We start from the raw sequence: 26608 nt of genomic DNA on the forward strand, positions 1-26608 counted from the left end.
CCACTATCGCAGACGTAGGATGTTCGGATGAAAGGATGACGCTGTGCCGTTGGCCACTACCCGGCGAGCAGGCCTCGTCGACCAGGTGATCGAGCAGATGAGGGGCGCGATCACCAGCGGCGAATGGCCCGTCGGGCAGCGCATCCCGCCCGAGCCCGAGCTGGTCACCGCGCTCGGGGTGGGTCGGAACACGGTTCGCGAGGCCGTGCGGGCGCTGTCGCACGCCGGCCTGCTGGAGGTGCGCCAGGGCGACGGCACGTTCGTCCGCGCGACCAGCGAGATCTCCGGCGCGGTCCGCCGCATGTGCGGGACGGAGCTCAAGGAGGTGCTCGAGGTCCGGCGCACCCTGGAGATGGAGGGCGCGCGCCTGGCCGCCAAGCACCGCACCGACGCCGAGCTGGCGCGCCTCACCGAGCTGCTGCACAAGCGCGACGCGGCGATGGAGGCCGAGCGGTGGGCCGAGGTGATCGAGCACGACACCGCGTTCCACGTGCTGCTCGTCCAGTGCTCGCACAACACGCTTCTGGCCGAGCTCTACCAGGGCTTGACCGAGGCGGTCAAAGCTTCGGTGGCGGCATCTGTCGACACCAGCCAGCCTGGACGTGACCAGGTGTCGCACACCGGGCTGCTGCACGCGGTGCGGGACGGCGACCAGGAGAAGGCGGCGATCGAGGCGGGCGGGTTCTTCGAGGAGCTGATCGAGAAATTCTGCTGATCGCGGACTGAACCTGTCCGCATGAGCTCATAGCGTGGGGGCCATGGAGATCACGCCGTTCCGCATCGAGATCCCGCAGGCCGAGGTCGACGATCTCCGCGCACGCGTGAGCAACACGCGGTGGCCGGAGGAGGACCTGCCGGGTGCCGGCTGGTCCTACGGCATCCCGCTGACCTACCTGCGCCCGCTCGCCGAGTACTGGGCGAACGGGTTCGACTGGCGCGCACAGGAGACGCGGATCAACTCCTTCCCGCAGTTCACGACCGAGATCAGCGGCCAGCGCGTCCACTTCCTGCACGTGCGGTCGCGAAAGCCCGACGCCTTGCCGTTGCTGCTGATCCACGGCTGGCCGGGCTCGTTCGTCGAGTTCCTGAACGTGATCGGGCCGCTGTCGGAGGACTTCCACCTGGTCATCCCGTCGCTTCCCGGCTTCGGCTTCTCGGGTCCGGTGCGGAAGACGGGGTGGAACGTCCTGCGCATCGCGTGGGCGTTCGCGAAGCTCATGGAGGGCCTGGGCTACGAGCGGTACGGCACGCAGGGCGGCGACTGGGGTTCCGGCATCGCGCAGGAGATCGGCCGGGTGTTCCCCGAGCAGGTCGTGGGCGTGCACGTGAACATGCTGCAGACGTTCCGGCCGCAGGGGGTCAACGACCTCACGCCGGAAGAGCTCAAGGCGCTGGAGTCGCTGGACCGCTACCAGAAGGAGCTCTCCGGCTACATGCACGTCCAGCGCACCCGGCCGCGCACGCTCGCTTACGGGCTGACGGACTCGCCGGTCGGGCAGCTGGCGTGGATCGCGGAGAAGTTCCACGACTGGACGGACAACGAGGGCCTGCCCGAGGACGCCGTGGACCGCGACCAAATGCTGACCAACGTGTCCGTGTACTGGTTCACCGGCACGGCGGGCTCGTCGGCGGCGCTGTACAAGGAACAGTCCGCGTCGTGGGGTCAGCAGCAGCCGACGACGGTACCGACCGGCGTGGCGGTCTTCCCGCACGACCTCAGCGCGCCCGTGCGGTCACTGGCGGAGAAGATGATCCCCACGATCGTGCACTGGACGGAGTTCGACCGCGGCGGCCACTTCGCCGCGATGGAGGAGCCGGACCTGCTGGTCCAAGACATCAGGAAGTTCTTCGGGTCGCTGTGATCACACTTTCGAACCGCACTCTCAACCGGACGCTCCTGGCGCGGCAGATGCTGCTGGAGCGGAGGGCGATGCCCGTCGTGGAGGCCGTCGAGCACCTCGGCGGTCTCCAGGCCCAGGCGCCCGTGCCGCCGTACCTCGCACTCTGGACGCGGCTCAAGCCGTTCTCGTTCGACGCGCTGAGCAAGCTCGTCCTCGACCGCTCGCTGGTGCGGATGACGTTGTGGCGCGGCACTTTGCACCTGATCTCGGCGTCCGACGTCCACCTGATGCGCACGGCGTTGCAGCCGGAGCTGAACAAGTGGGCGAAGGTCGCGATGCCACCGGCCGGCCGAGTCGAGATCGACCTGGACAAGCTCGCGCGCATCACCCGCGAATACGTCGACACCGAACCCCGCACGGTCGCGGAGATCGGCGCGTTCCTGGCGGAGCACTTCCCCGAGGCGAAGGCGCGCGAGCTGTCAACGCAGGCGCAGATGCTGGTGCCGATGGTCCAGGTGCCGCCGCGCGGGATCTGGGGCGTGGGCGGAGTTCCGCAGAACGTCGCGATGGCCACCTGGCTCGGCCGGGACCTGCCGGCCGAGGCCGCGGTGCCGGAGCTGGTCGAGCGGTACCTGCGGGCGTTCGGGCCGGCGACGCTCGCGGACATGCAGGCGTGGTCGCGGCTGACCGGGTTGAAGGCGCACGCGGCAGGCCTGGATCTCGTTGAGTACCGCAACGAGGCGGGCAAGGTGCTGCTCGACGTGCCGGACGGCGTGATCGTTTCCGAGGACACCCCTGCGCCGGCACGGTTGCTGCCCTCGTTCGACAACGTGCTGCTCGGGCACGCCGATCGGACCCGGATCATGAACGAGGAGGCGCGGTCGCGGTGGGGCGCCGTCCGCAACGGGGTCTTCCCGCCGACGTTCCTCGTCGACGGGTTCGTGCGCGGCACCTGGTCGATCGCCGAGACCAAGGACACCGCGACGCTGACGATCGAGCCCTACTTCAGGACCTCGGCCAAGGACATGAAGGGCGTGGTCCGCGAGGCCGAGGCGGTGCTGAAGGTGATGGTGCCCAAGAAGGAGCACGTGATCGCCGCCCCTTAGTGCGTCCTCGCTCAGCGTGCGAGGTCGACCTGCCTGATCACGTCCAGAGCGGCGGTGATCGCCGGCCGCCGCGACGCCTGAGTCCGCCACACCGCGTACAACCGCCGCGTCGGGGTCGGCCGCAACGGCACGGCCCGGACGTTGTCCGGCACCTCTCCCCTGCCCAGCCGCGGGATCAGCGCGACCCCGATCCCGTTGGCCAGCAACGCGAACTGCGTGCGGTACTCGTTGATCCGGTACGCCAGCTCCGGCTCGATACCCGCCGCGTGGAACGTCCGCACCAGCCAGTCGTGACAGATCGACCCCTCCGGCTGGCACATCCACCGCGCACCAGCCAGGTCCGCTGGCTCCAGGAACTCCCGCTGCGACAAGGGGTTCACCTCGGGGATGAGCACATCCGCGATGTCCTCGCAGATGGCCATGCGCGACAACGACTCCGGTACCGGCAACGGCGTGTTCTGCCAGTCGTGGACGATCGCGAGGTCGAGTTCACCGCGCGCCACCGCCTCGGTTGCTTCGGGTGGGTCGAGCTCCGTCAGCCGGACGTCCAACGCCGGGTGCTGCTCGCCCAGGCCGACCAGGACGTCCGGCAGCAGGCCTCGCGCGGCCGTGGCGAACGAACCGACGCACAAGCGGCCGATCGCGGTGCCGCGTTGTTCCTCCAGGGCCACCTCGGCCTCTTCGACCAGCTTGAGGACCTGCCCCGCCGTGTCGGCGAGCAGGAGCGCGGCATCAGTGAGGCGGACACCGCGGCCTTGCCGTTCCAGCAGCGTGGTGCGGGTCTCGCGTTCCAGCTTGGCGATCTGCTGAGAGACCGCGGACGGGGTGTAACCGAGCACATCCGCCGCGGCGCCGACCGTGCCGTATGCAGCCACGGCGTGCAGTGCCTTCAGCCTACCCAGATCAAGCATGTAGCAATGCTAAACCCACGAGCTTAGAAAACGGAACTGGTGCTTAATAGTTAGCCCACGCAAGCTTGGACCCATGAGTCCCCGCCACGCCTTGCTCGCCGCGCTCGTCGCCGCCATCTGGGGCTTCAACTTCGTCGTGCTGAAGATCGGCTTGGGCGAGTTCCCGCCGCTCCTGTTCTCCGCCCTGCGCTTCCTCGCCGCGGCGGTGCCCGCGATCTTCTTCGTGGGCCGGCCGACGGTGGCCTGGCGCTGGATCATCGCGGTCGGGCTGGTGCTGGGCGTCGCGAAGTTCAGCTTCATGTTCATCGCCCTCAGCGTGGGCATGCCTGCCGGGTTGTCGTCGCTGGTGCTGCAGAGCCAGGTGATCTTCACGGTCGTGTTCGCCGCACTGGTGCTGAGGGAACGGCCGCGGTCGGCGCAGATAACCGGGACAGCGCTCGCGGTGGCCGGAATCGGCGTGATCGCGTGGGACTACGGGTCGACCTCGCCGCTGCTGGGGTTCCTGCTCGTGATCGCGGCGGCGGTGTGCTTCGGCGCGTCGAACGTGTTGATGAGATGCGCGAGGCCGTCGGACACTCTGCGGTTCATGGTCTGGGTGAGCGCCGTGGCGGTGCTCCCGCTGTTCGCACTGTCCTTCCTGACCGAGGACGTGTCGGCGCTCGGGCGGCTGAACTGGACCGGAGTGGGCGCCCTCGGTTATGTCTCGTGGGTCTCGACGCTGCTCGGGTTCGGGATCTGGGGCTTCCTGCTGCGCAGGTACGAGGGGTCGGCGGTGGCGCCGTTCGCGCTGCTGGTGCCGGTGTTCGGGATGTTCTCGGCGTGGGCGTTCCTCGGCGAGGACCTGACCGTGCTGCGGGTGGCCGCCGGCGGAGTCGTGTTGCTGGGACTGGCTATTCCGCAGCTGGCGGGGCGCCGGGCGGCACGAACGGAAGTCCAGCTGGAGCCCCTCGTTCCAGCAGGTCGATGACGGCCTTGGTGTCCATGTTCTCCGCGACCAGGTCGCCGAGCAGGTCCAGCTGGGCCTCGCGGGCGGCGGAGAAGCTCACCTCCGCCGGTTCGAAGTCCCGGCCGGCGCGCTCGGCGGCCCAACGCAGGAACCTGCGTCGGAAGCCGTCGTTCTCCAGCAGACCGTGCCAGTGCGTGCCGAGGACGCGGTCGGTCTGGGCGCCCTCGTCGCCGACCAGCGGCTGCTCGGTGCTGCGGACGACCTGGCCGTGGTGGATCTCGTAGCCCGTCACGCGTTCGCCCCAGGCGACGCTTTCCGGCGTGGCCAGGGTCTTGCGCGGCTGGAAGCGGATGTCGACGTCGAGCAGGCCCAGACCGTCGACGGTGCCGTACCGGGACTCCACGTCGTCCTCGATGCGCCGGGACAGCATCTGGAAACCGCCGCAGATGCCGAGAACCGGGCCGTCGAACCGCGTGATGGCCTGCGCCAGGCCGGTTTCGCGCAACCAGCCGAGGTCGTCGACGGTGGCCTTGGAACCGGGCAGCACCACGAGATCCGCGTCCGCCAGCCGTGAGGGCTCGGTGACGAACCGCACGGAGACACCGGGTTCACACGCCAGCGCCTCGGCATCGGTGGCGTTGGAGATGCGCGGCAACCGGATCACCGCGACCCGCAGCCAGTCCTTCAGCGCCGGCCGCGGCCGGCCGATCACGCCGTCCGCGTTGTAGGACAAGGAATCCTCCGCATCGAGCCAGAGCTCCTCCCGCCACGGCAGCACGCCCAGCACCGGCCGCCCGGTGAGCTGGTTGATCTGCCGCAGTCCCGGTTCGAGCAGGCGGGGGTCACCCCGGAACTTGTTGACCACGAAACCGGAGATCAGCGCCTGGTCGGCGGCGTCCAGCACCGCGAGCGTCCCGAAGAGGTGCGCGAAGACACCGCCGCGGTCGATGTCGCCGACGACGAGCGTCGGGAGACCGGCACGGGTCGCGAGGCCCATGTTCGCGATGTCGTTGGCGCGCAGGTTGATCTCGGCAGGCGAACCGGCACCCTCGCAGATGACGACCTCGTGGTCGCGCCGCAGTCCGTCCAAAGTGGAGAGAACCTCGTCCAGCAGCTGCGCCTTGCGTTCGCGGTAGCTCATCGCCGACACGTTGCCCACCGCCTTGCCGTGCAGGACGACCTGGGACGTGCGGTCGCTGCCCGGCTTCAGCAGCACGGGGTTGAACCGCACACTGGGCTCCTTGAACGCCGCCCGTGCCTGCAGCGCCTGGGCCCTGCCGATCTCACCGCCGTCGAGTGTGACGAACGAGTTGTTCGACATGTTCTGCGCCTTGAAGGGGACGACGTCAACGCCCTGGCGTGCCAGAAAGCGGCACAAACCCGCGACCAGGACGCTCTTGCCCGCGTCCGAGGTCGTCCCACAGATCAACATCGAGCCCCGCATGGACGCCAATGCTGCCATCATCACCAGCATGCTCACCGTCGTGCTCATGCACAGCCCGTTCCTCGGCCCGTCGAGCATGCGCCCGCTCGCCGACGAACTGGCCTCCGACGGGGTGGCCGTGCTTCTGGTGGACCTGCAGATGACCGTCAACGAGGCCCCGGTGCACCAGCGGCTGATCGGCGCGTTCGCCGACGCCCTGGAAGACGCGGGAGTCACGGGACCACTGGTGCTGGTGGGCCACAGCGGCGCCGGGCCGCTGCTGCCCGGCTTCGCCGACGCCCTGGAGCTCGAGGTGGCGGGCCTGGTGTTCCTGGACTCCGACCTGCCGACGCCGGGCAAGGCGTGGCGCGAGACCGTCGACCCCGCCCTGGTCCGCCAGGTCAAGGCGTCGGTGCGGGACGGCAGGCTGCCGCGCTGGGACCGCTGGTTCGACACCGACCCGCTGCGGCTCGTGCCCGCCGGGCTGCGCGAGGAGATGCGGGACGAGGCCCCCGAGGTGCCGTGGGAGTTCCTGAAGGAGCAGCGCCCCGTCGTCGAGTGGTCCGGGGCGTGCGGGTACGTGCTGCTGTCGCCGGTCTACGAGGAGGCGGCCGCGCGGGCAGAGGCGCTCGGCTGGCCGGTGGAGCGCGTCGAGTCGCACCACCTGGCGGCGGCCACGTCGCCTTCGGCGGTCGCGGCCGCGCTGCGGTCCGTGATCAGCAGACTGTGAGGATCTCCGCGCCGTCGTCGGTGACGACGATGGTGTGCTCGAACTGAGCGGTCCAGCTCTTGTCCTTCGTGGTGACGGTCCAGCCGTCGTCCCACATGTCGTGCTCGTAGTCCCCGAGCGTGATCATCGGTTCGATCGTGAACGTCATGCCGGGTTCCAGCACCGTCTTCATCGACGGCTCGTCGTAGTGCAGGACCACGAGCCCGCTGTGGAACTGGCGGCCGATGCCGTGGCCGGTGAAGTCACGCACGACGCCGTAGCCGAACCGCTTGGCATAGGCCTCGATGACGCGGCCGATGACGTTGATCTCACGGCCGGGCTTCACGGCCCTGATCGCGCGCATCGTGGCCTCGTGCGTGCGCTCGACCAGCAGCTTGTTCTCCTCGGCGACGTTGCCCGCGAGGAAGGTGGCGTTCGTGTCGCCGTGCACGCCGCCGATGAACGCCGTCACGTCGATGTTCACGATGTCGCCGTCCTCGACGACCGTGGAGTCCGGGATGCCGTGGCAGATCACCTCGTTCAGCGAGGTGCAGCACGACTTCGGGAAGCCGCGGTAGCCCAGCGTCGACGGGTACGCGCCGTTGTCGCACAGGAACTCGTGCGCCACCGCGTCGATCTCGTCCGTCGTCACGCCGGGCACGACGACCTTGCCGGCTTCCTGCAGTGCCTGGGCGGCGAGACGGCCGGCGACGCGCATGGCCTCGATGATCTCCGGCGTCTGCACCCACGAGTCGGTGCCGCGCTGCGGCGCGGGCTTGTCCACGTACTCGGGACGCACGATGCGAGACGGCACCTGACGCCGCGGCGACTGGACACCGGGTTGCAATGGAGCACGAACAGCCATGCTCTCCAGATTAGCCGTGCGCGCGTCGCCGGCCTTGAGCCTGGTCCCCGGCGCGACGCTCATCACGGCACCGCCTTGAGGAACCTCGCCGCCACCTCCACGGCCGGCGTCGAGGTCTCTCCGCTGAGCACGAGCGTCGCGAACGCGAGATCGCCCCGGTAGCCCATGAACCATCCGTGCGAGTGCACGCCGTCGCCGAACTGCGCGGTACCGGTCTTGCCGCGCACGTCCCCGTACGGCTTGAGCTGTGGCGCGGTGCCGTAGTCGACGACCTCGCGCATCATCTGCCGCACCGGGTCGAGCGAGGCAACGGCGGGAGCGGTGGGCTGTTTGTCCGCTTTGGTCTCCTTGCCGCGCACCAGCTGCGGCACCGGCATCGAGCCTTTCGCGATGGACGCCCCGACCAGCGCCATCCCGAACGGCGACGCCAGCACCTTGCCCTGGCCGAACGCGTCCTCCGCCCGTTCCACGACGTCGGTCGCGGGCGGCACGGAGCCGGTGATCGTGGTCAGGCCGGGGATGTCGAAGTCGGCGCCCAGACCGAGCGACAGAGCCGTGTTCGTCAGCAGGTCGGCCGGCATGTCGACCGCGAGCTGCGCGAACGTGGTGTTGCAGGAGAACGCGAACGCCGACCGCAGCGGGATCGTGCCCTTGTCGAACTCGCTGGAGTTCGGCACGATCCGCCGCCCGTCGATGATGGTCTTGCCGGGGCACGGCAGCGGCGTCTCGGCGTTGACCTTGCCGGACTGGATCGCGGCGAGCGCGGACACCGCCTTCATCGTGGAGCCCGGCGGGAACCGGCCGGTCAGCGAGATGGCGCCCTGGGCGTCGGCGGGGTCGTTCTGCGCGACGGCCAGGATGTCGCCGGTCGACGGCTGGATCGCGACGAGCACCGTGGGCTGCTGGACGGGCTCGACGGCGTCCTCCGCGGCGGCCTGGATCGCGCGGGACAGCGCGATGTTCACGGCCTTGGCGGGCTCGGGCGCCTTCGAGAACAGCTCGTCGATCTCAGTGCCCTGCGCGTCGATCGTGGCGATGCGGAAGCCGGACTGACCGGCGATGTCGTTCTCGACCAGCTTGCGCACCGCGGGCAGCACCTGCGAACCGAAGTTGCGGCTCGGTGCCAGCAGCGACGTCTGCGTGGTGAACCGCACGCCGGGCAGCTCGTAGATCTTCGGCTTCACCGACTGGTAGTCGGGATCCCGCAGCGCCGCGACCTGGTAGGCCTGCCCCTCCGGGGTCTTGCCGACGCCTTCGGCGATCGACTGCTGGGTGATGCCCTTGTCCAGCGGGTTCAGCGCGTCGGCGAGCGCCTTCGTGACGGCGCCGACGTCACCCGCCTCCTTCGCGACGAGCAGCACGGAGACGACGCGTTCGGGGGCGAGCAGCGGCGTGCCCTCGCGGTCCAGCACCGGGGCGGGGTCGGGCTTGAGCTCGGTGACCTTGATGGACTGCTGCGGCGCGAGCTTCGGATGCACCACCGACGACGCCCAGTGCACCTTCCAGAAGTCGCCCTCCTGGCGCACGTCGAACTTCGTCGGGTAGGTCCAGTGCCGGTTCTTGCCGAGATCCCAGTCGAGCGAGACGCTCGCCTCGGACGCGGTCTCACCGTTCTTGCGCATCTGGTCGACCTTGCTGCTGAGCCCCTCCGGCTTCAGCGCACCCCGGAACTTCTCCAGGGTCTCCTTGGCCTCGTTCGGGTTGTCTGTCAGCCCGGCCGCACCCTGCACGTCACCGGACGCGAGCTTCGCCAGGAAGTCGTTGGTGATCTCCGGCGCTCCGGGTTCTGACTTGAACAGCCCGCAGCCGCTCAGCGTGATCGTCAGGGCCGTGATCGTCACGAGAAGGCGCACCCGCGCGAGTATGCCCGTTCAGAACAGGACAGTCGCGTACTGACCCACCTGTTCGAAGCCGATTCTGCGGTAGGCGGCCTGGGCGACGTGGTTGTAGCCGTTCACGTAGAGGCTCGCGGTGCGGTTGAGGACGCGGACGAGGCGGTCGGCCACGGCGGCTGTTCCCGCGGTGCCGATGCCCTCGCCCCTGCGGTCCGGGCGAACCCAGACGCCCTGGATCTGGCCCACTTTGGACGACATCGCGCCGATCTCGGCCTTGAAGACGACCTCGCCGTTCTCGAACCTCGCGAAGGCTCGGCCTGCTGCGATCAGCTCGGAGACCCTGGCTCGGTAACCCGCGCCGCCGTCTTCCGCGCACGGGTCGATGCCGACCTCCTCGATGAACATCGAGATCGCCGCGGGGAGGTAGCGGGACAGTTCGCTCGGGCGGACCTGGCGGACCAGTGGGTCCGGGGTGACCTTCGGAGGGCTGGAGATCGCCATCAGGGGCTGGTCTCCTCGTACTTCCCTGGCCGGGCCCCAGTCCGGTTGCAGTTCTTCCCAGAGGGTTAAGACCTGCTCGGCTGGGCCCACGAGGCTGGAGCACATGCGGCCTCGGCGTCGTGCGCGGTCGGCGAACATGCGCATGGCGCTCGGCGTGCCTTTCAGGGGGATCAGGTTGGGGCCTGAGAAGCAGAGGCCGTCCACTTTGCCCCTGATCGGCCTGGAGTCCGAGCCCCACATCTCGCCGCCCAGGCGCCAGGGGTCCAGGCCGGCGACTTCCACCCTTGCGGCGACCATGCACGCGGCTACGGGGTCGTTGTCGAAGACCCCGCGCACGTCGATCAGGTCGCGCTCGTCGAGTACACGCGCTCCGGCCAGCCTCAGCACGTCACCTAGCGTGCCAGATCGGGTGGGTGGGTGGCATCAGCCAACCGTGCGGAGGGGTGGTGACGGTGCGCACGGGGTCCGCAGGTGGTCGGGTGCCGTGCTCATGTGGTGCTGGCGGCCGGGCGTGGGGGCGTCTGCAAGTACTGCCAACGCATGATCAAAACGCCTGCAACTACCGCCAACATGCGCTGAGGGGCGCGTTCCCCGGCGGGAAGCGCCCCTCAAGGCTCGTGTGGAGCGTCAGCCGACCGTGACGGCGGGGGCTCCGCCCTCCACCGGCTCCATCTCCTCGGCGAGGCGCATCGCCTCTTCGATCAGGGTTTCGACGATCGCGTGCTCGGGCACGGTCTTGATGACCTTGCCCTTCACGAAGATCTGGCCCTTGCCGTTGCCGCTCGCCACGCCCAGGTCGGCCTCGCGGGCCTCGCCGGGGCCGTTCACGACGCAACCCATGACGGCTACGCGGAGCGGGACCTCCATGCCCTCCAGGCCGGCGGTGACCTGCTCGGCGAGCGTGTACACGTCCACCTGGGCGCGGCCGCAGGACGGGCAGGACACGATCTCCAGCTTGCGCGGGCGCAGGTTGAGGGACTGGAGGATCTGGTGGCCGACCTTGATCTCCTCCACCGGCGGGGCGCTCAGCGACACCCGGATGGTGTCGCCGATGCCCTGGCGGAGGAGGGCGCCGAAGGCCACGGCCGACTTGATGGTGCCCTGGAAGGCGGGACCGGCTTCCGTGACGCCGAGGTGCAGCGGGTAGTCGCACTGTTCGGCGAGGATCTCGTAGGCGCGGACCATGATCACCGGGTCGTTGTGCTTGACCGAGATCTTGATGTCGTGGAAGTCGTGCTCGGCGAAGAGCGAGGCCTCCCACAGCGCCGACTCGGCCAGGGCTTCCGGGGTGGCCTTGCCGTACTTGGCCATCAGGCGCGGGTCCAGGGAGCCCGCGTTGACGCCGATGCGGATCGGGGTGTTGTGGTCGCGGGCCGCCTGGGCGATCTCCTTGACCTTGTCGTCGAACTTCTTGATGTTGCCGGGGTTCACGCGGACGGCCGCGCAGCCGGCTTCGATGGCGGCGAAGACGTACTTCGGCTGGAAGTGGATGTCCGCGATCACCGGGATCTGCGACTTGCGCGCGATCGCGGGCAGGGCGTCCGCGTCGTCCTGCGACGGGCAGGCGACCCGGACGATGTCGCAGCCGGCCGCGGTGAGTTCCGCGATCTGCTGCAGCGTCGCGTTGACGTCCGACGTCAGGGTCGTCGTCATCGACTGGACGGAGACGGGGAACTCGCTGCCGACACCGACGTTGCCCACCATCAGCTGCCGGGTCTTGCGGCGTTCCGACAGCACCGGCGGCGGCAGTGCCGGCATTCCGAGCATCACGCCGTCACTCATGGGTTTTGCACCTTTCGTAAATCACTGCAACCTGATCGGGTTGACGATGTCGGCGGTCACGGTCAGCAGCGTGATGGCGCCGCCGATGAAGATGACCACGTAGGTGAGCGGCAACAGGCGCATGTAGTTGACCGGGGCGCCGGCGGGCTTCCCGCGCAGCTTCCTGATCCAGTCTCGCACCCGTTCGTAGAGGTTGACGGCGATGTGACCACCGTCAAGCGGGAGCAGCGGCAGGAGGTTGAACACACCCACGAAGAAGTTCAGGCCCGCGAGCATCAGGATGAAGAACGCCCAGAGTCCTCGTTCCGCCGCGTCGCCGCCCAGGCGGGAGGCGCCCACCACCGAGATCGGGGTGTCGAGTTCGCGCTCGCCGCCACCGATGGCCTTGACCACGGCCGGGATGCGCTCCGGGAAGCGCAGGAGGCCCTTCCAGGTGTTCACGAACATGTCACCGGTGAAGGACACGGCGGCCGGGATCGCGTCGATCGGGCCGTAGGTGAAGGACTGCTGGACGATCACGCCGATCGCGCCCACCTCCTTGACCTCGACGCCGCCCTTGCCGTCGGAGATCTGGCGCGTGACCTTGGGCACGTCGACGGTGAGGGTGATCTCCTTGCCGTCGCGCAGCACCTTGAACTCGGTCGGGCCGCTGAGGTCGCGGGTGACCTTCTGCATGTCCGACCAGGTCGCGATCGGCTTGCCCGCGATCGAGACGATCTCGTCGCCGGGCTTGAGCCCGGCGTTCTTCGCCGGGGCCGGGGCGCCCGCGGGGCACGGCGCGTCGTAGGCGACCGTGTGGTTCTGCACGCAGTTCGAGACCTCCGCGAGCACCGGGAGGTCCTTGTTGTTCGGCAGGCCCAGCGACATCGCGAGGATCAGCAGGATGATGAAGCCGAGGATGAAGTGCGTGATCGAGCCCGCGGAGAGCACGACGACGCGCTTCCACACCTTCTGGTTGTAGAAGGCGCGCTTGCGGTCGTCCGGGTGCACGTCCTCGAGGGCGGTCATGCCGGTGATCTCGCAGAAGCCGCCGGCCGGGATCGCCTTCAGGCCGTACTCGGTCTCGCCCTTGCGGAACGAGTAGAGCTTCGGGCCGAAGCCGATGAAGTAGCGGGTGACCTTCATGCCGAAGGCCTTGGCGGTCGCCAGGTGCCCGAGCTCGTGCAGCGCGATCGACACCGCGATGCCGAACGCGAACAGCAGCACCCCGAGGATGTTGATGAATGTGTTCACGGAGCTCAGTTCCTTCCAACCAGCTCGCGGGCACGTGCACGTGCCCAGTCCTCGGCGGCGAGCACCTCCGCGACGTCCGCGGGGTCGCTCCGCCAGTCATTCGCCTCGCCGAGAACCTGGCCGATGGTGTCCACGATCGACAGGAACGACGTCTTGCCCGCGACGAAAGCAGCGAGTGCCTCCTCGTTCGCCGCGTTGTACACCGCGGGGAGACAGCCACCGCCGCTGCCCGCCTGCCGCGCTAGCTCGACCGCCGGGAACGTGACGCTGTCCACCGGTTCGAACGTCCACGAGGTGGCGGTGTCAAAGGTACAGGCGGCCGCCGCACCGGCTACGCGCTCGGGCCACCCGAGGCCCAGCGAGATCGGCAGGCGCATGTCCGGCGGCGACGCCTGCGCGAGCGTCGAGCCGTCGGTGAACGTCACCATCGAGTGAATGATGGACTGCGGGTGCACCACGACGTCGATGCGGTCGTACGGCACCCCGAACAGCAGGTGCGCCTCGATCAGCTCGAGGCCCTTGTTCACCAGGTTCGCCGAGTTGATGGTGACGACCTGGCCCATCGACCACGTCGGGTGCGCCATGGCCTGTTCGACCGTGATGCCGGCGAGGTCCGCGCGCGTCCTGCCGCGGAACGGCCCGCCGGACGCCGTCAGCACCAGCTTGTGCACCTCGTGCGGCGCGCCACCGCGCAGGCACTGCGCGAGCGCCGAGTGCTCCGAGTCGACCGGCACGATCTGGTCGGGCTTGGCCGCCTTCAGCACGAGCGGCCCGCCCGCGATGAGCGACTCCTTGTTGGCGAGCGCGAGCGTGGCGCCGCTCTCCAGCGTCTTCAGCGACGGCTCGAGCCCCCTGGACCCGTCCATGCCGTTGAGCACGACGTCCGCGGGGCAGGCCTCGATCAGGTCGACCATGCTGGTCAGCGTCTTGACGCCGGGCACCTCGGTGCCGTTGGCCACGGCGACCACCGGTACGTCGAACTCGGCTGCCTGCTGCTTGAGCAGGTCCAGCTGACGCCCACCGGCGCCGAGCCCGACGACGCGGAAGCGGTCGCGGTTGCGCCGGATGACGTCGAGCGCCTGGGTGCCGATGGAGCCGGTCGATCCCAGGATCAGGACAGTGCGTGGAGTACTCATCGCCCCTCATTGTTCCGGAGAGTGCCTGAGAGCCCGGCACAGCCCGTTACTTTGATAACGGAGTGGTTTTGGAGGCGTGAAGTCGCCACTTCGGGGGCATTCCTTCCTCGACAGCTGATGGAAGGAGACTCTCCGTGGGCATCCTGGGATGGATCGTGCTCGGTCTGCTGGCCGGCGCCATCGCCAAGGCCATCATGCCTGGTAACGACCCCGGCGGTTTCATCATCACGATGCTGCTCGGCATCGTGGGTGCGATTCTGGGCGGATTCATCGGATCCGCGCTCTTCGGGACCGATCTCGGGTCCTTCTTCGACCTGAGGACGTGGCTGCTGGCCATCGTCGGATCGCTGATCCTGCTCGGCATCTACCGCCTGGTAACAGGCCGGAGGGCACATACCTAGTCCAGTGAGACGTTTGAGGCCGTTCGGGTGTCACCCGGACGGCCTCTCACGTTGCGATGACTAGCTGGCGATCCCCGCGTCCCGGGCGAGCAACGCCGCCTGCACCCGGTTCGTCAGCCCCAGCTTCGCGAGCAACCGCGACACGTACGTCTTCACCGTCGCCTCGGACATGTGCAGCTTCGCGCCGATGTCCGCGTTCGACATGCCCTGCCCGAGCAGCGCGAGCACCTCCACCTCGCGCTCGGTGAGCCCGGCGACCGCCTTCTGCGCCTCCTGCCGCTTCGGCTGCCCGGACGTGGCGACCATGCCGACCACGCGCGACGTGACCATCGGCGACAGATACGCCTCGCCGTTGTTCACCGCGCGCACGGCACGCAAAAGCTCCTCGGGCGCGGAGTCCTTGAGCAGGAACCCGGCCGCGCCGTCGGACAGGGCTCGCACGATGTTCTCGTCCTCGCCGAACGTCGTCAGCATCACGACCCGCACGGAAGGCGCGACGACTCGCAGCTCCTTGGCGCACGCCAGGCCGTCCATCCGCGGCATGCGGATGTCCAGCACCGCCACGTCGACGCGGCGCTCGCGCACGATCTGCAGCGCCTCGCGGCCGTCGCCCGCCTCCGCCACCAGCTCGATGTCGTCGGCGGTGCCGAGAATGGCCTTGATGCCGGCCCGCATGAGCGGCTCGTCGTCTGCGATGAGCACCCGGATCATCAACCAGTCCTCTGCACGTGGATCTTCTTCTCGACCAGCTTGCCGTCTCGGAAGCAGAAACGCACCACCCGTGTGCCCTCGTCGCGGTAGGACTGCTCGTCGGTGATGTGGTAGACGCAACGCGCGCCCGGCGGCTCCGGTGCGGCGTGGGACTTCCGTTCACCGTCGCCCACCAGGGGTTCGTCGCCGGACGGCAGCAGCGCCATCACCTCGGCCTCCGGCTGTCCCTCCTGGATCCGGTCGAGGTTCTGCTGCGTCACGACCTCGGTCACCGGCTGGGCGCCGAGCACCGTGAAGCCGCCGATGATGAGCGTCAGCACGATCGACGCGCCCGCGATCGACCCGACGCCCGCCCACTTGCGGATCTGCCGCCTCGGCTCGGCCTCCTCCTGCTCGTCCTCCGGTTCGGGCAGCGCCGTCTCCTCGTACGGCAGCACCGCGGCGATCCGGAAGCCACCCGACGGCAGCGCGCCGACGTGCAGGATGCCGCCCGCCACGCGCACGCGTTCGGAGAGCCCGATCAGTCCGACGCCGGGCTCACCGGTGGGCGAGCCGTTGCGCGACGGGTTGTTCCGCACCTCCACCACCAGCGCGTCCGGCTCGTACTTCACCGTCACCTGCACGGCGGCGCCCGGTGAGTGCTTGGCCGCGTTGGTCAGCCCCTCCTGCGCGACGCGATAAGCCGCGTGCGACACACGTGACGGCAACGGGTGCGACTGCCCGCCACGAACCAGACTGACCAGCACACCGGCCTTCCGCGCGTCACTCACCAACGAGTCGATGGACTCCACGGTCCGTGTCGCGGGGTCGTCGTCGGGACCGTCCTCGGCCCGCAGCACCCCGATGATCGCCCGCAGCTCTTCCATGCCGGTCAACGCGGCCGAGCGCAGCACCCCGATCGCCTCGCGCTGCTTGTCCCCCAGTGACGGGTCCATCGCCAGCACACCGGCGTGCACGGAGATCAACGACAGCCGGTGGCCGAGGCTGTCGTGCATGTCCTGGGCGATGCGGCTGCGTTCACGGAGCCGCACCTGCCGGGAGATCATCCGGTGCTCGATCCGCATCCGGGCTTCGCGGTCCTGCATCGCCTGCACCAGCGCCTCGCGTTGCGCCAGGTACCGGCCGACGAGGAACGGCAGCGCCACGCCCACGCCGAAGATCGTGATCAGGATGAGCATGCCGTAGACGGGTTCGATGTCGATCGGCCTCGCGTCCCAGTCCCACGCGAGCACCACGACGACGAACGTGAGCGTCGTCGACACCACGGCCTTGACCCACGACGTGATCCGCCGGCCCGCGGTGTAGCTCAGCACGACCATCAGCGCGGGCCCGAGGAACGGGATCGCCGCGCCCCCGATCATGACGGTCGCCGGCAGCACGTGCCGCAGCGGCAGCAGCACCAGGTACACGGCGGCGAACCCGACGAGCGCCCAGCCTGAGGTCTTGTGCTCGGCCCACGGCCCAGGCCACAGGTCCAGCAGGATCGTGGCGATCATGACGATCACGTCGCCGATGACCCGCACCGGGGTCAGCGCCTTGAGCCGGGCCAGGGTGTCGGCGACGAGCGCCTCGGCCCTGGTCCGCACAGCAGTAATCACGCTCTCAAACTACGAGACGTCCGATGTCCGCGCGGCACGCTGGAGTATCGAACTCGCGCGACGAAAGTTGACGGCTGGACCACCTCAGCGGTTGATCCCCAGCCACGTGGAAGCGTTTCGACCAGGTTCGAAGGACCCTCCCGGCCCATGATCGTCTCGGCATACTTCGCGCCGTGCACATCAATTTCTCTCAGGGGGAAAAATGAGAAAAGCGTTGTGTGTGTTGTTCGCGACCGTCATGGCGATGTTGACGTTGCTGGGGAGCGCGTCGGCGGCGGACGCGAAGCCGACCGAGATCAACCTGGGCAGCCCCGTCGAGGTGGGGGCATCGGCGCAGCACGACGCGTCGGCTCTGGCCTTGTCGTGCGGTGCCGGCAACCTGTGCGTGTGGCCGGTCGCCGACGGCAGCAGCAGCCGCTGCAGCTGGGGCAGCGCCGACCCCGACTGGTGGGGCGGATCCGTCAGGTGTTCATGGTCGAACTCCCGCGCCGTGCGCGCCGCTTACAACAACGGGCAGAACACGTCCTACACCAGGGTGTGCCTGTACCCGGGCGCGAACTACACCGGCAGCGTCGCCTACTACGTCTACCGGGGCCAGCAGCTCACGAACTGGCCGAACGTGATCATCCGCTCCCACAAGTGGGTCACCGGCACCACCTGCTGGTGATCAGCTGACGACTGAGGGCCATCCGGCGGTGTCCTGATCGGACACTGCCGCGGTGGCCCTCAGCCGCATTCGTCTTCCAGGGGAAAACATGAGAAAAGCGTTGAGTGTGCTGGTGGCCGCCGCCTTCGCACTGTCGTCGGCGGGTACCGCGTCGGCGGAACCGCCAGTCTCTGCTCAGGCTTTGTCCTGCGCTGCCGGCAACCTGTGCGTGTGGCCGGTCGCCGACGGCAGCAGCAACCGCTGCACCTGGGCGGAGAACAGCCCCGACTGGGGCAGCGGCCCGGTCAGGTGTTCGTGGTCGTCGTCGAGGCGGGTGATGGCCGCCTACAACAACAAGACCGACTCGAGATATGTCGGGGTGTGCCTCTATTCGGGCACGTACTACCGAGGCGACACCGTCCATTTCATCCCTCCGCGCCAGGCCGTCACCTGGCCGGCGGGCGTGATCGTCCGCTCCCACCGGTGGGTCACCAGCACGTGCTGAGCGCGTTCACCGATCGGCGGCGAGCACCCGCAACCCCAGCGGCGTGATCAGATGCCGCGCGAAGTTCTCCTCGCGCTCGGTGGCGATGAGACCCGCGTCGCGCAGCACGCCGGTGTGGTGGCTCACCGTGGCGGGGGCCACCCCCACCTGCTTCGCCAGCCTGGTGGTGGTGCTCCCGCCGACCACGGACCGCAGGATCGAAGCCCTGGTGGCGCCCAGCAACGCCGTCACGTGGTCACCTCCCGCACGCCCGCCGGACAGGAGCCGGGACTCGGTCCGGATCGGAAACGCCAGCACCGGGCGCAACCGCGGATCCGCGAGCGCCACCGGGTGGTGCAGGGCGAAGTAGCAGGGGATCAGCACCAGTCCCCTGCCGTCGAGACGCAGGTCGCGATCGTGCGGGTAGTCGACGGCCAGCACGGGCGGATCCCACCGGGCCGCCGGGCCGAGCGCGCCCAGCAGCGCTTCCGGACCCCGTTCAGGTACTGCTGGATCCAGGGCGCCACATCGGTGCACAGCCTTTCCTCGATCGTCGGCAGGTGCGGCTCGATGACGGACCTGAAGTAGACGCGGAGAGCGTCGCGGAGCTGCCGGAGCGCGGCGGATCTCCCTCTGGCGAGGTCGTCCAGCCAGCTCGCCCCCGGACCGTCCGCGGGACGGATCCGGTCGATCTCCTCACGCAGACGTCGTGGCGGCGTGGAAAGAACCGCGTCGGTGCACTCGTCGATGCCGGACGTGTCCTCGGGCGGTGTGAGGAGATCGGGGAAATAGGCGGCGTGCGGCGCCACCGTCAGAAGCGTGCGCAACGCCGTCCTCAAGTCCGCGTCGTGACCGGCGAGCTCGCGAACGTGGCGGCGCCACGGAGCGAAGAACAGGTCACCGTCTTTGTGCTGCAGGATCTGGGCGCTGCTGACGATCTCCCACATCAGATCGGTTTCCAGTTTGATGCGGGTGCGTGCGATGTCCAGGTCGGTGAAGTGAATGCGCAACTGCGGCATGTCGCCCCCCAAGAGCTGCCGGTGTCACACCTCGGAAGTCGGCCGCCCGGGGGCGGAGATACCGCCCTGGCTCGAAGTTACGCCAGCTGCGCGACGGATCCCGCCTTACGCGCGCGCCAGGACGCGACCATCACGCCGATGATCAACAGCAGCGCGGTCGCCGTCACCATCAACGTCGACAGCGCGACGATCTCCGGCGAAACACCGCGCTTCGAGGCCTGCGCGTAGACGAACACCGGCAACGTCGTCGACCCGACACCGGTCAGGTACGAGGAGATCACCACGTCGTCGAACGACAGCAGGAACGCGAACGCCGCACCGGCCACCACCGCGGGGGCCACCAACGGCAGCGTGACGGTGCGGAAAGCGACGGACGGCGAAGCTCCGAGATCCGCGGCGGCCTCCTCCATCCGAACGTCCATTCCGGACACCCGCGACCGCACCACGACGACCACGAAGCTCAGCGAGAAAGCCACGTGCGCGAAGAGCAGCGCGCCGAACCCGAGTGGAATCCCGGCGATCTTCACGAAGAACCCCAGCATCGCCACACCCATGACGACCTCGGGCACCACGAGCGGCAGCGACAGCAGCACCGTCCAGACCCCGCGACCGGGAAACGCCCTGCGCAGCCCGAACGCCGCCAGCGTCCCGATCACCGTCGAGATCACGGCGGACGCCAGCGCCAGCTGCAGCGTCAACCGCAACGACTCCAGCACGCGTGTGTCCTCGAACAGCTCGGCGTACCACTGCGTCGACAGGCCGCTGATCCGGCTGAGCGACCGCGACGAGTTGAACGACGCGATCGCCAGCCACGCGATCGGCGCGTACAGGAACACGAAGACCAGGGCGGCAACGAGCCCGAGGGCCCACGGGCGGCGGTTCACAGCACGTCCTCCCCACGCCGCCCGCGCAGGATCAGCACGAGCACCACCAGCACGAGCAGCAGCACGGCCATCGCCGAGCCCAGCGGCCAGTTGTTGCCGCCGCGGAACTGGTCGTCGATCACCGAACCGAACGTCGACTGGTCGACCCCGCCGAGCAGCTTCGGCGTCACGAAGTCACCTGCCGCGGGCACGAGCACCAGCAACGAACCGGCCAGCACGCCGGTGAGCACACCGGGCAGCACCACGCGGAAGAACGTCGACGTGCGCCCGTGACCGAGGTCGTACGACGCCTCCACGAGCCGGAAGTCGAACCGCTCGCACGCCACGTACAGCGGCAGGACCATGAACGGCAGGAAGCCGTAGGTGAGCCCGAGGATCACGGCGCCGTGCGTGAGCAGGAACCCGCCATCGCGGTCCAGGCCCACCCATCCGAGCATCGTGTTGACCAGGCCCTCGCCGTCCAGCAGCGCCTTCCACGCGTAGATCCGCGCGAGGTAGCTCGACCAGAACGGGATCAGCACCGCCGCGAGCAGCACGGTCCGGTAGCGGCCGCCGTGCCGCGCGATGAACCACGCCAGCGGGAATCCCAGCAGCAGACAGGCGATCGTCGTCGCGCCGGCGTAGACCAGGGTCCGGCCGAAGATCGGCAGGAACGCCGGGTCGAGCGCCGTCAGGTAGGCCTGCGTCGTCCACGGCAGCACCGCGCGGGCGACGCCGGTGTCCCGCGTGGCGAAGCTGAACTGGACGACGATCGCGAGCGGCGCGATCAGGAAAATCCCCAGCCACAGCCCGGTGGGCGTGAGCAGGGCGTTGGCCTTCAGCCAGCGTCGTGACACAAACGCAGATGATGCCATGTGAACATTCATGTACCGTTGCGAACATGAGTGTTCACCTCCTGCAAACGGCGACGTCAGTGTTGCTGAAGGACCCGACGGCGTCGCTGGGTGACGTCGCGAAGGCGGCAGGTGTCGGCAGGACCACACTCCACAAGCGCTTTCCCACCCGCACGGCACTGATCCGCGCACTCGCCAACGACGCGCTGGACCTGGTCGAGTCCGTGCTGTCCCAGGTGGACTTCGAGGCGGACGACGCGATCGAGGACCTGGTGACGCGGCTTCTCGCACTCGGCCCGCGGATCGAGTTCCTGATGCGCTTTCCCGGACTGGAGCGGGACGAGGAGCTGGCCGTCCGGCTCCTCGCGATGGACCCGCCGCTGCTCGACCTGATCACCCGGCTGCAGGGCACGCGCCTGCGCCGCGACCTGCCCGCGTGGTGGATCCTGCACAGCCTCTACGCCGGGCTTTACCTCGCCTGGGAGTCGATCGACGCGGGCCGGCTGGCGCCGCTCGACGCTCCCCGGTTCGTGCTGTCCACGCTGTTCGAGGGGGTAAGTGATGTCGATCGTGCATCTGACCGGCCAAGATGACCCGTATCCGGTCTACGAGGCGATTCGCGCGAAGGGGGCCATCGCGGAAGACGGCGGCATGTTCATCACGACGTCGCACGCGGTGTGCAACAAGATCCTGCGGGACCGCCGGTTCGGGGTGCGGTTCAGCGACGGTTCCCTGCCGGCGATGAACAGCGTCGGTCTGGCGCCGCCGTCGTTCCTCGAGTCGGACCCGCCCGACCACACGCGGCTGCGCAGGCTGGCCGCGCCGGCGTTCAGCCCGAAGATGATCGACTCCTACCGCCCGCGCGTCGAGAAGCTCGCGGAATCGTTGCTGGACAACGACTCCATGGATCTCATCGAGGGGCTCGCGACGCCGTTGCCGATCATGGTCATCAGCGATCTGCTCGGAATCCCTGACAAGGACACGAGGTCGTTCGCCGAGTACGGGATGCTCGTCGCGAGCAGCGACACCGCGCAGTCGCCCGGGCCGCTCAACCAGGCGACCGGGCGGATCACGGCGTTGTTCGAGCGGCTGATCGACGAACGCAGGCGCAGGCCGGGGGACGACGTGATCAGCTCGCTGGTCGCCTCCGAGGGCGAGCAGAAGCTCACCGTGCGGGAGCTGATGGGCACGCTGTTGTTGCTGCTGGTCGCCGGGTTCGAGACGACGGTGAACCTGATCGGCAACGGCACCATGGCGTTCCTGGACCACCCGGACCAGTGGGACCTGCTCAAGCGCAACCCCGACCTGGCACCCGCGGCGGTCGAGGAGGTGCTGCGCTGGGCGCCACCGGTGCACTACACCGGCCGCGTGGCGCACCAGGACGTGCCGGACGTCCACCACAGGTTGAAGCGGGACAACGGGATCTACCTGGTCCTCGCGGCGGGCAACCGCGATCCGGAGGTCTACCCCGACCCGCACCGGTTCGACATCACCAGGACCGGGCAGCCCGAGCACCTCGCATTCTCCAGCGGCATCCACTACTGCCTCGGTGCGTCGCTCGCCCGGATGGAGGGTGACGTCGTCTTCCGCGTGCTGGCACGGAAGTGGCCGCGCATCACGCAAACGGCGGCGGCCACGTTCCGCGACTCCACGACGATCAGGGGCTTCGCGTCCCTGCCGGTCAGCCGGTCTTGACCTTCGTCCAGGCGTCGGCGTACCTCGCCTCGACGTCGCCGCCGAGATCCTTGGTGAACGGGAGCTTCTTCAGCTGGTCGTCCGAGGGATAGACCAGCGGATCGTCCAGCAGCTCCTTGTCGATCAACGGCTTGGCGGCGGCGTTGGGGCTGCCGTACCGCACCGCGTTGGACAGCGCCGCACCCGTTTCCGCACCGAGGATGAAGTCGATGAACCGGTGCGCGTTCTCGGCGTGCGGCGCGTCCTTCGGGATGACGAGGAGGTCCACGTAGGACAGTCCGCCCTCGGCGGGGATGGCGTAGGCGACGTCGTCGTTGGTCTCGCGGGCCTGGAACGCGTCGCCGGAGTACGCCTGCGCCAGCCGCACCTGGCCCGAGGTGAGCGGCTCGATCACGTCGGAGGTGATCTGCCCGAGCTTCTTCTTCAACGACAGCAGGAAGTTCGCCGCGTCGTCGATCTGCTTCGGGTCGGCGGTGTTCGGGTCGTGGCCGAGCTTGAGCAGACCGAGCGCCATGCCGTCGCGTGCCTCGTCGAGGATCGTGCTGCGCCCCTGGGCGTTCGGCAGGTCGTAGGCGGAGAACCCGGTGACGTCGCCGCCGATCTGCGACTTCGAGTACGCGAGCCCCGTGGTGCCCCAGGCCCACGGCACCGAGTACCTGTTGCCGGCGTCGTAGTCGGCCTCGACGAACCGCTTCTCCAGGTTCTTGAGGTTCGGGATCGACGAGTGGTCGAGCGGCTGCAGCAGGCCGCTGCGCAGGAACCGGCGCAGGAAGTTGTCGCTCGGCACGACCAGGTCGTAGCCCGCCTGGCCGGACGCGATCTTGGCTTCCATCTCGTCGTTGGTGGAGAAGTTGTCGTAGGTGACCTCGATGCCGGTCGCGGTCTTGAAGCCCGGCAACGTCTCCGGCGCGATGTAGTCGGTCCAGTTGTAGAAGTTGAGCTTGGGCTCGTTCTTCAGGTTCGTGGCCTTCGCGGCGGTCGAGGAGCCACCGCTGTTCGTCGGCGCCTCACCGACGCCGCAGGCGGCGAGCGCGAAGAACGTCATCGAGCCCAGCATCGTGCGCCGGGTCACCCGCGGGCTGTCGACGTCCCACAGCCGGGCGATCCGAACCTTCTCGTCAGTCATCAGCCTTCTCCAGCAGCACGGTGAACTCGGGATCCCACGCCATCCGCACCGGCTGCCCCGGCGCGCCCGCGTCGTCGATGCGCTGGGCGTTCTGCACGAACGCCACCAGCTCGCCACCCGGGGTATCCACGACGAACTGGGTCGACACACCCGTGTAAACCACGTCGTGGACCACGCCCTGCAGCACGCACCAGCCCGTGGGCGGCTCAGCGGTCTCGTTGAAGAGATGCACCTTCTCCGGACGCACGGTGGCGGAAACCTTCTGGCCGTGGCTGACACTGCCGGAGAACTTCGCGCGCAGGTTCGTGGCGCCGGGAGCCGTCAGCGCGGCGAACTCACCGTCCACACCGGACACCTCGGCGTCCAGGATGTTGGACGTGCCGATGAAGCCGGCGACGAACCGGGTGGCCGGCCGCTCGTAGACGTCCTCCGGGTAGCCGACCTGCTCGATCCTGCCCGCGTTCATCACGGCGATGCGGTGCGAGAGGACCAGCGCCTCTTCCTGGTCGTGCGTGACGTAGAGGAACGTCGTGCCGACCTCGCGCTGGATGCGCATCAGCTCGATCTGCAGCTCCTTGCGGAGCTTGGCGTCGAGGGCGCCCAGCGGTTCGTCCAGCAGGAGCAGCTGCGGCCCGGCGGCGAGCGCACGGGCGATGGCGACACGCTGCTGCTGACCACCCGAAAGCTGCGCAGGCCTGCGTTTGGCGAACTGGGACAGCCGCACGAGCTCGAGGTGCTCCCCGACGCGCTTCTTCAGCTCGTCGCCGCGGATCTTCTTGCGCTTGAGCCCGTAGGCAACGTTGTCCCACACCGACATGTGCGGGAACAGCGCGTACGACTGGAAGACGGTGTTGACGTCCCGCCGGTACGGAGGGACGCCCACCATGTCGTTGCCGTCGAGCTCGATGCGGCCCTCGTCGGGGTCGACGAAGCCGGCGATCATGCGCAGGATCGTGGTCTTGCCGCAGCCGGACGGGCCGAGCACCGAGAAGAACTCGCCCTCGTGGACGTTGAGCGAGACGCCGTCGACCGCCACCTGGTCGGAGAAGCGCTTGCGCACCCCGTGGAGACCGATCTCGACGGGGGCGAACGTGTCCGGGGTGGAGGCCTCAGCGGGAGAGAAGCCGGTCAAGTCGAGGCGCCTTCAGAGATCGGATGGGTGTGTCCGCGCCGAGCGTAGACGCCGCACGACCCCGCCGGTAAGTCGTGCGCGCGCGACCTCACACATCCGTGCTCACTCACATGTGCGACGATGACCTCGTAATCCGGATGAGCAGTGGAGGAAACCGTGGCTTCGTCCTCGGAACTGGACAAGCGTCCTGCCGTCGACCCTCACGAGGAGCCGTCGCACGAGTGGGGCTGGCACGGCACGCTGCCCAAGGGCACCCGGATCGCCGGCTGGCTCTCCGCGATCTTCTGCTTCCTGATGCTGATCGGCAACCACCACGGTCAGACCGAGAACATCTACCTCGTCGTCACCGGTGTGGTCATCATCGCGCTGCTGGTGTGGGACGCCGCGCGTCGCAAGACGTCCTGGCGCCGCTAGAGCGTTTCGAGCACGATCTTGCCCCGGGTGCGGCCCGTCTCGCCCAGGGCATGTGCTTTTCCGGCCTCTTCGAGCGGGAACGTCGCGTCGACGTGAACCCTGAGCTCACCGGACTCGACGAGCGCGGCGATCGCCTCCAGTCCCGCCCGGTCGGGCTCGACCAGGATCGGGCTCGTCCTGATGTCGTCGCGGATCGCGCTGTCCACTCCGGACGGGACGCCGACGAACAGGCCCCCTCCGCGCACCGGGGCCGGTGACGCGCCGCCGACCAGGTCGACCAGCACGTCGACGTCGGTACCCGCGTAGCCGCCCTTCGTGTAGTCGATCACATCGTCGGCGCCGAGGTCCTTCAGGAACGCGTGCTTGGGCTCGCGCGCGGTGCCGATGACGTACGCGCCGCGGGCCTTCGCGATCTGGACCGCGAGGTGGCCGACGCCGCCCGCCGCGGCTGTGATCAGCACTTTCTGCCCCGGCTGCACGTCGGCGGTGTCTTTCAGGATCTGCCACGCGGTGAGCGCGGCCAGCGGCAGAGCGGCCGCCTCGACGTGGGTGAGACTCTCCGGCTTCTTCGCGAAGTGGCGGGACGGCGCGGTGACGTACTCGGCGTAGGCGCTCGCGGCGTGCGGGAAGCGGGGCATGCCGTAGACCTCGTCGCCCGGCTTGAGCGTCGTCACACCGAAGCCCACCTCCTCGACGACACCGGAGACGTCCCAGCCGAGGACGAGCGGCATGGTCTGCAGACCGGCCATGCCGCCGCCCGCGCGGGTCTTCCAGTCGACCGGGTTGACTCCGGCCGCGTGCACCCTGACCAGCACCTCCGTCGGCAGCGGGGCTGGCTTGGGCAGGTCGGTGAGGGTGAGAACTTCCGGTCCGCCGAACTCGTTCTGGGTGATCGCTCGCATGCGCACCAGCCTCGGAGATCTGGTCTCTGTTGGCAATCAGGCACTAGTTTGTGCACTAGGTACCTGGTAGAAACTAGGTGTGATCAGGGACGTTTACATGAAGATGTGCCCGTGCCGCGACCTGCTGGACATGGTCGCGTCGAAGTGGACGGCGCTGGTCATCGGCGCGCTGGAAGACGGGCCGAGGCGATTCGGTGAGCTGAAGCGCCGGTTGGACGGCATCAGCCAGAAGATGCTCACGCAGACGTTGCGCACGTTGGAGCGCGACGGGCTCGTCACGCGCACGGTCTACCCCTCGGTGCCGTTGCGCGTCGAGTACGAGCTGACGGAGCTCGGGCGCAGCGTCACCGAGCCTCTGGCCGCGTTGCGGTCGTGGGCGCAGCAGAACTACGAGTCGGTCGCCGAGGCGCGGGAGACGTTCGACTCCTCCGAGCCGCTCGGACTGGAGCCCGCCACGGCCCGGTGAGGACCCGGC

At 68.7% G+C, this 26608-nt stretch carries 29 protein-coding genes; 12 read left to right on the top strand and 17 right to left on the bottom strand.

Features of this window, described 5'->3' with window-relative positions:
• Nucleotides 1-43 precede the first annotated feature (43 nt).
• The 3 genes from C8D87_RS34355 to C8D87_RS34365 are packed head-to-tail and all read left to right on the top strand — an operon-like array spanning nt 44 to nt 2947.
• The gene (locus tag C8D87_RS34355; RefSeq protein ID WP_109635182.1) at nt 44-715 is read left to right on the top strand and encodes a FadR/GntR family transcriptional regulator; all 672 of its coding nucleotides are present in this window, start codon (nt 44-46) and stop codon (nt 713-715) included.
• A 43-nt stretch (nt 716-758) separates the two neighbouring features.
• On the top strand, nt 759-1862 hold the full coding sequence (locus C8D87_RS34360) for an epoxide hydrolase family protein (protein WP_215732574.1): 1104 nt from the start codon (nt 759-761) through the stop codon (nt 1860-1862).
• Nucleotides 1859-2947 (top strand): winged helix DNA-binding domain-containing protein, encoded by a 1089-nt coding sequence (locus tag C8D87_RS34365; RefSeq protein ID WP_112229894.1) that lies wholly within the window; start codon nt 1859-1861, stop codon nt 2945-2947. The genes C8D87_RS34360 and C8D87_RS34365 overlap by 4 nt, the downstream gene beginning before the upstream one ends.
• A gap of 11 nt (nt 2948-2958) precedes the next feature.
• Here C8D87_RS34365 and C8D87_RS34370 read toward each other — a convergent pair whose 3' ends face one another.
• Nucleotides 2959-3858 carry a LysR family transcriptional regulator gene (locus C8D87_RS34370; protein WP_109633949.1) on the bottom strand — a complete coding sequence of 300 codons (900 nt, stop codon included), beginning with the start codon at nt 3856-3858 and terminating at the stop codon, nt 2959-2961.
• 73 nt (nt 3859-3931) lie between these two features.
• Here C8D87_RS34370 and C8D87_RS34375 point away from each other — a divergent pair, with 73 nt between their 5' ends.
• Nucleotides 3932-4825: an EamA family transporter gene (locus tag C8D87_RS34375; RefSeq protein ID WP_112229896.1), complete on the top strand. Its 894-nt coding sequence runs from the start codon at nt 3932-3934 to the stop codon at nt 4823-4825.
• Here C8D87_RS34375 and C8D87_RS34380 read toward each other — a convergent pair.
• Entirely contained in the window at nt 4749-6248 is a 1500-nt protein-coding gene (locus C8D87_RS34380) for a cobyric acid synthase (protein ID WP_112229898.1), read from the bottom strand. The two genes, C8D87_RS34375 and C8D87_RS34380, sit on opposite strands and share 77 nt — an antisense overlap.
• A gap of 28 nt (nt 6249-6276) precedes the next feature.
• Between C8D87_RS34380 and C8D87_RS34385 the strand changes: the two genes are divergently transcribed.
• Complete coding sequence (locus C8D87_RS34385; RefSeq protein ID WP_233439314.1) at nt 6277-6957, top strand: alpha/beta fold hydrolase; 681 nt, start codon at nt 6277-6279, stop codon at nt 6955-6957.
• On the opposite strand, the gene map is transcribed toward C8D87_RS34385, so the two are convergent.
• The 6 genes from map to dxr form a co-directional block, all read right to left on the bottom strand.
• Nucleotides 6944-7801 carry a type I methionyl aminopeptidase gene (gene map, locus C8D87_RS34390; RefSeq protein WP_109635186.1) on the bottom strand — a complete coding sequence of 286 codons (858 nt, stop codon included), beginning with the start codon at nt 7799-7801 and terminating at the stop codon, nt 6944-6946. The two genes, C8D87_RS34385 and map, sit on opposite strands and share 14 nt — an antisense overlap.
• A 62-nt stretch (nt 7802-7863) precedes the next feature.
• Nucleotides 7864-9654, bottom strand: coding sequence for a penicillin-binding transpeptidase domain-containing protein (locus C8D87_RS34395; protein WP_233442438.1), 1791 nt, complete (start codon nt 9652-9654; stop codon nt 7864-7866).
• An 18-nt stretch (nt 9655-9672) separates the two neighbouring features.
• Entirely contained in the window at nt 9673-10524 is an 852-nt protein-coding gene (locus C8D87_RS34400; protein WP_170154815.1) for a GNAT family N-acetyltransferase, read from the bottom strand.
• Between the two features lie 240 nt (nt 10525-10764).
• Nucleotides 10765-11895 (bottom strand): flavodoxin-dependent (E)-4-hydroxy-3-methylbut-2-enyl-diphosphate synthase, encoded by a 1131-nt coding sequence (gene ispG / locus C8D87_RS34405; protein WP_109635194.1) that lies wholly within the window; start codon nt 11893-11895, stop codon nt 10765-10767.
• Between the two features lie 45 nt (nt 11896-11940).
• Nucleotides 11941-13152 (bottom strand): M50 family metallopeptidase, encoded by a 1212-nt coding sequence (locus tag C8D87_RS34410; protein ID WP_233442439.1) that lies wholly within the window; start codon nt 13150-13152, stop codon nt 11941-11943.
• A gap of 5 nt (nt 13153-13157) precedes the next feature.
• On the bottom strand, nt 13158-14288 hold the full coding sequence (dxr, locus tag C8D87_RS34415; RefSeq protein WP_112229902.1) for a 1-deoxy-D-xylulose-5-phosphate reductoisomerase: 1131 nt from the start codon (nt 14286-14288) through the stop codon (nt 13158-13160).
• 134 nt (nt 14289-14422) lie between these two features.
• On the opposite strand from dxr, the gene C8D87_RS34420 reads away from it, so the two are divergent.
• Nucleotides 14423-14689, top strand: coding sequence for a GlsB/YeaQ/YmgE family stress response membrane protein (locus C8D87_RS34420; protein WP_109633961.1), 267 nt, complete (start codon nt 14423-14425; stop codon nt 14687-14689).
• 60 nt (nt 14690-14749) lie between these two features.
• On the opposite strand, the gene C8D87_RS34425 is transcribed toward C8D87_RS34420, so the two are convergent.
• Both C8D87_RS34425 and C8D87_RS34430 read right to left on the bottom strand, forming a co-directional pair.
• Complete coding sequence (locus tag C8D87_RS34425; protein ID WP_109633964.1) at nt 14750-15400, bottom strand: response regulator; 651 nt, start codon at nt 15398-15400, stop codon at nt 14750-14752.
• Entirely contained in the window at nt 15400-16998 is a 1599-nt protein-coding gene (locus C8D87_RS34430; protein ID WP_146771953.1) for a sensor histidine kinase, read from the bottom strand. Before C8D87_RS34430 ends, C8D87_RS34425 begins: the two co-directional genes overlap by 1 nt.
• Nucleotides 16999-17200: 202 nt before the next feature.
• Between C8D87_RS34430 and C8D87_RS34435 the strand changes: the two genes are divergently transcribed.
• Nucleotides 17201-17665, top strand: a complete 465-nt coding sequence (locus C8D87_RS34435) for a peptidase inhibitor family I36 protein (RefSeq protein WP_109633968.1) — start codon at nt 17201-17203, stop codon at nt 17663-17665.
• 88 nt (nt 17666-17753) lie between these two features.
• Nucleotides 17754-18149, top strand: coding sequence for a peptidase inhibitor family I36 protein (locus C8D87_RS34440; protein WP_112229906.1), 396 nt, complete (start codon nt 17754-17756; stop codon nt 18147-18149).
• A 6-nt stretch (nt 18150-18155) separates the two neighbouring features.
• Here the strand turns inward: C8D87_RS34440 and C8D87_RS34445 are convergent, their stop codons facing one another.
• The 4 genes from C8D87_RS34445 to C8D87_RS34455 form a co-directional block, all read right to left on the bottom strand.
• The gene (locus C8D87_RS34445; RefSeq protein ID WP_170166691.1) at nt 18156-18569 is read right to left on the bottom strand and encodes an ArsR/SmtB family transcription factor; all 414 of its coding nucleotides are present in this window, start codon (nt 18567-18569) and stop codon (nt 18156-18158) included.
• Nucleotides 18506-19147: a hypothetical protein gene (locus C8D87_RS46345; protein WP_170166692.1), complete on the bottom strand. Its 642-nt coding sequence runs from the start codon at nt 19145-19147 to the stop codon at nt 18506-18508. Before C8D87_RS46345 ends, C8D87_RS34445 begins: the two co-directional genes overlap by 64 nt.
• A gap of 77 nt (nt 19148-19224) precedes the next feature.
• A complete protein-coding gene (locus tag C8D87_RS34450; protein WP_109633975.1) occupies nt 19225-20031 on the bottom strand; it encodes an ABC transporter permease in 807 nt (268 codons plus the stop codon).
• Nucleotides 20028-20867, bottom strand: coding sequence for an ABC transporter permease (locus tag C8D87_RS34455; RefSeq protein WP_233439317.1), 840 nt, complete (start codon nt 20865-20867; stop codon nt 20028-20030). Before C8D87_RS34455 ends, C8D87_RS34450 begins: the two co-directional genes overlap by 4 nt.
• A gap of 44 nt (nt 20868-20911) precedes the next feature.
• On the opposite strand from C8D87_RS34455, the gene C8D87_RS34460 reads away from it, so the two are divergent.
• Nucleotides 20912-21457 (top strand): TetR/AcrR family transcriptional regulator, encoded by a 546-nt coding sequence (locus C8D87_RS34460; RefSeq protein ID WP_112229910.1) that lies wholly within the window; start codon nt 20912-20914, stop codon nt 21455-21457.
• Complete coding sequence (locus C8D87_RS34465; protein WP_112229912.1) at nt 21426-22559, top strand: cytochrome P450; 1134 nt, start codon at nt 21426-21428, stop codon at nt 22557-22559. Before C8D87_RS34460 ends, C8D87_RS34465 begins: the two co-directional genes overlap by 32 nt.
• On the opposite strand, the gene C8D87_RS34470 is transcribed toward C8D87_RS34465, so the two are convergent.
• Both C8D87_RS34470 and C8D87_RS34475 read right to left on the bottom strand, forming a co-directional pair.
• Nucleotides 22546-23685, bottom strand: a complete 1140-nt coding sequence (locus tag C8D87_RS34470) for a polyamine ABC transporter substrate-binding protein (protein WP_112229914.1) — start codon at nt 23683-23685, stop codon at nt 22546-22548. The genes C8D87_RS34465 and C8D87_RS34470 overlap by 14 nt on opposite strands.
• A complete protein-coding gene (locus C8D87_RS34475; protein ID WP_112229915.1) occupies nt 23678-24817 on the bottom strand; it encodes an ABC transporter ATP-binding protein in 1140 nt (379 codons plus the stop codon). The genes C8D87_RS34470 and C8D87_RS34475 overlap by 8 nt, the downstream gene beginning before the upstream one ends.
• A 156-nt stretch (nt 24818-24973) precedes the next feature.
• Here C8D87_RS34475 and C8D87_RS34480 point away from each other — a divergent pair, with 156 nt between their 5' ends.
• Entirely contained in the window at nt 24974-25231 is a 258-nt protein-coding gene (locus C8D87_RS34480) for a DUF2631 domain-containing protein (RefSeq protein ID WP_109635199.1), read from the top strand.
• Here C8D87_RS34480 and C8D87_RS34485 read toward each other — a convergent pair.
• Entirely contained in the window at nt 25228-26133 is a 906-nt protein-coding gene (locus C8D87_RS34485) for an NADP-dependent oxidoreductase (RefSeq protein ID WP_112230090.1), read from the bottom strand. The genes C8D87_RS34480 and C8D87_RS34485 overlap by 4 nt on opposite strands.
• A 97-nt stretch (nt 26134-26230) precedes the next feature.
• Between C8D87_RS34485 and C8D87_RS34490 the strand changes: the two genes are divergently transcribed.
• Nucleotides 26231-26599 carry a winged helix-turn-helix transcriptional regulator gene (locus C8D87_RS34490; protein ID WP_109635200.1) on the top strand — a complete coding sequence of 123 codons (369 nt, stop codon included), beginning with the start codon at nt 26231-26233 and terminating at the stop codon, nt 26597-26599.
• Nucleotides 26600-26608: the final 9 nt, after the last annotated feature.

Origin of the sequence: Lentzea atacamensis (genome assembly GCF_003269295.1) — a bacterium.
Classification (GTDB): Bacteria; Actinomycetota; Actinomycetes; order Mycobacteriales; family Pseudonocardiaceae; genus Lentzea; species Lentzea atacamensis.

Excerpts from the sequence above, each read along its gene's own strand:
- C8D87_RS34485 (WP_112230090.1), bottom strand. The coding sequence starts at position 26,133 with ATGCGAGCGATCACCCAGAACGAGTTCGGCGGACCGGAAGTTCTCACC.
- C8D87_RS34425 (WP_109633964.1), bottom strand. The coding sequence starts at position 15,400 with ATGATCCGGGTGCTCATCGCAGACGACGAGCCGCTCATGCGGGCCGGC.
- C8D87_RS34440 (WP_112229906.1), top strand. The coding sequence starts at position 17,754 with ATGAGAAAAGCGTTGAGTGTGCTGGTGGCCGCCGCCTTCGCACTGTCG.
- C8D87_RS34460 (WP_112229910.1), top strand. The coding sequence starts at position 20,912 with ATGAGTGTTCACCTCCTGCAAACGGCGACGTCAGTGTTGCTGAAGGAC.
- C8D87_RS34435 (WP_109633968.1), top strand. The coding sequence starts at position 17,201 with ATGAGAAAAGCGTTGTGTGTGTTGTTCGCGACCGTCATGGCGATGTTG.
- C8D87_RS34375 (WP_112229896.1), top strand. The coding sequence starts at position 3,932 with ATGAGTCCCCGCCACGCCTTGCTCGCCGCGCTCGTCGCCGCCATCTGG.
- C8D87_RS34465 (WP_112229912.1), top strand. The coding sequence starts at position 21,426 with ATGTCGATCGTGCATCTGACCGGCCAAGATGACCCGTATCCGGTCTAC.
- C8D87_RS34360 (WP_215732574.1), top strand. The coding sequence starts at position 759 with ATGGAGATCACGCCGTTCCGCATCGAGATCCCGCAGGCCGAGGTCGAC.
- C8D87_RS34380 (WP_112229898.1), bottom strand. The coding sequence starts at position 6,248 with ATGCGGGGCTCGATGTTGATCTGTGGGACGACCTCGGACGCGGGCAAG.
- C8D87_RS34370 (WP_109633949.1), bottom strand. The coding sequence starts at position 3,858 with ATGCTTGATCTGGGTAGGCTGAAGGCACTGCACGCCGTGGCTGCATAC.
- C8D87_RS34490 (WP_109635200.1), top strand. The coding sequence starts at position 26,231 with ATGAAGATGTGCCCGTGCCGCGACCTGCTGGACATGGTCGCGTCGAAG.
- C8D87_RS46345 (WP_170166692.1), bottom strand. The coding sequence starts at position 19,147 with ATGCCGCAGTTGCGCATTCACTTCACCGACCTGGACATCGCACGCACC.
- C8D87_RS34470 (WP_112229914.1), bottom strand. The coding sequence starts at position 23,685 with ATGACTGACGAGAAGGTTCGGATCGCCCGGCTGTGGGACGTCGACAGC.
- map (WP_109635186.1), bottom strand. The coding sequence starts at position 7,801 with ATGGCTGTTCGTGCTCCATTGCAACCCGGTGTCCAGTCGCCGCGGCGT.
- C8D87_RS34385 (WP_233439314.1), top strand. The coding sequence starts at position 6,277 with ATGCTCACCGTCGTGCTCATGCACAGCCCGTTCCTCGGCCCGTCGAGC.
- ispG (WP_109635194.1), bottom strand. The coding sequence starts at position 11,895 with ATGCCGGCACTGCCGCCGCCGGTGCTGTCGGAACGCCGCAAGACCCGG.
- dxr (WP_112229902.1), bottom strand. The coding sequence starts at position 14,288 with ATGAGTACTCCACGCACTGTCCTGATCCTGGGATCGACCGGCTCCATC.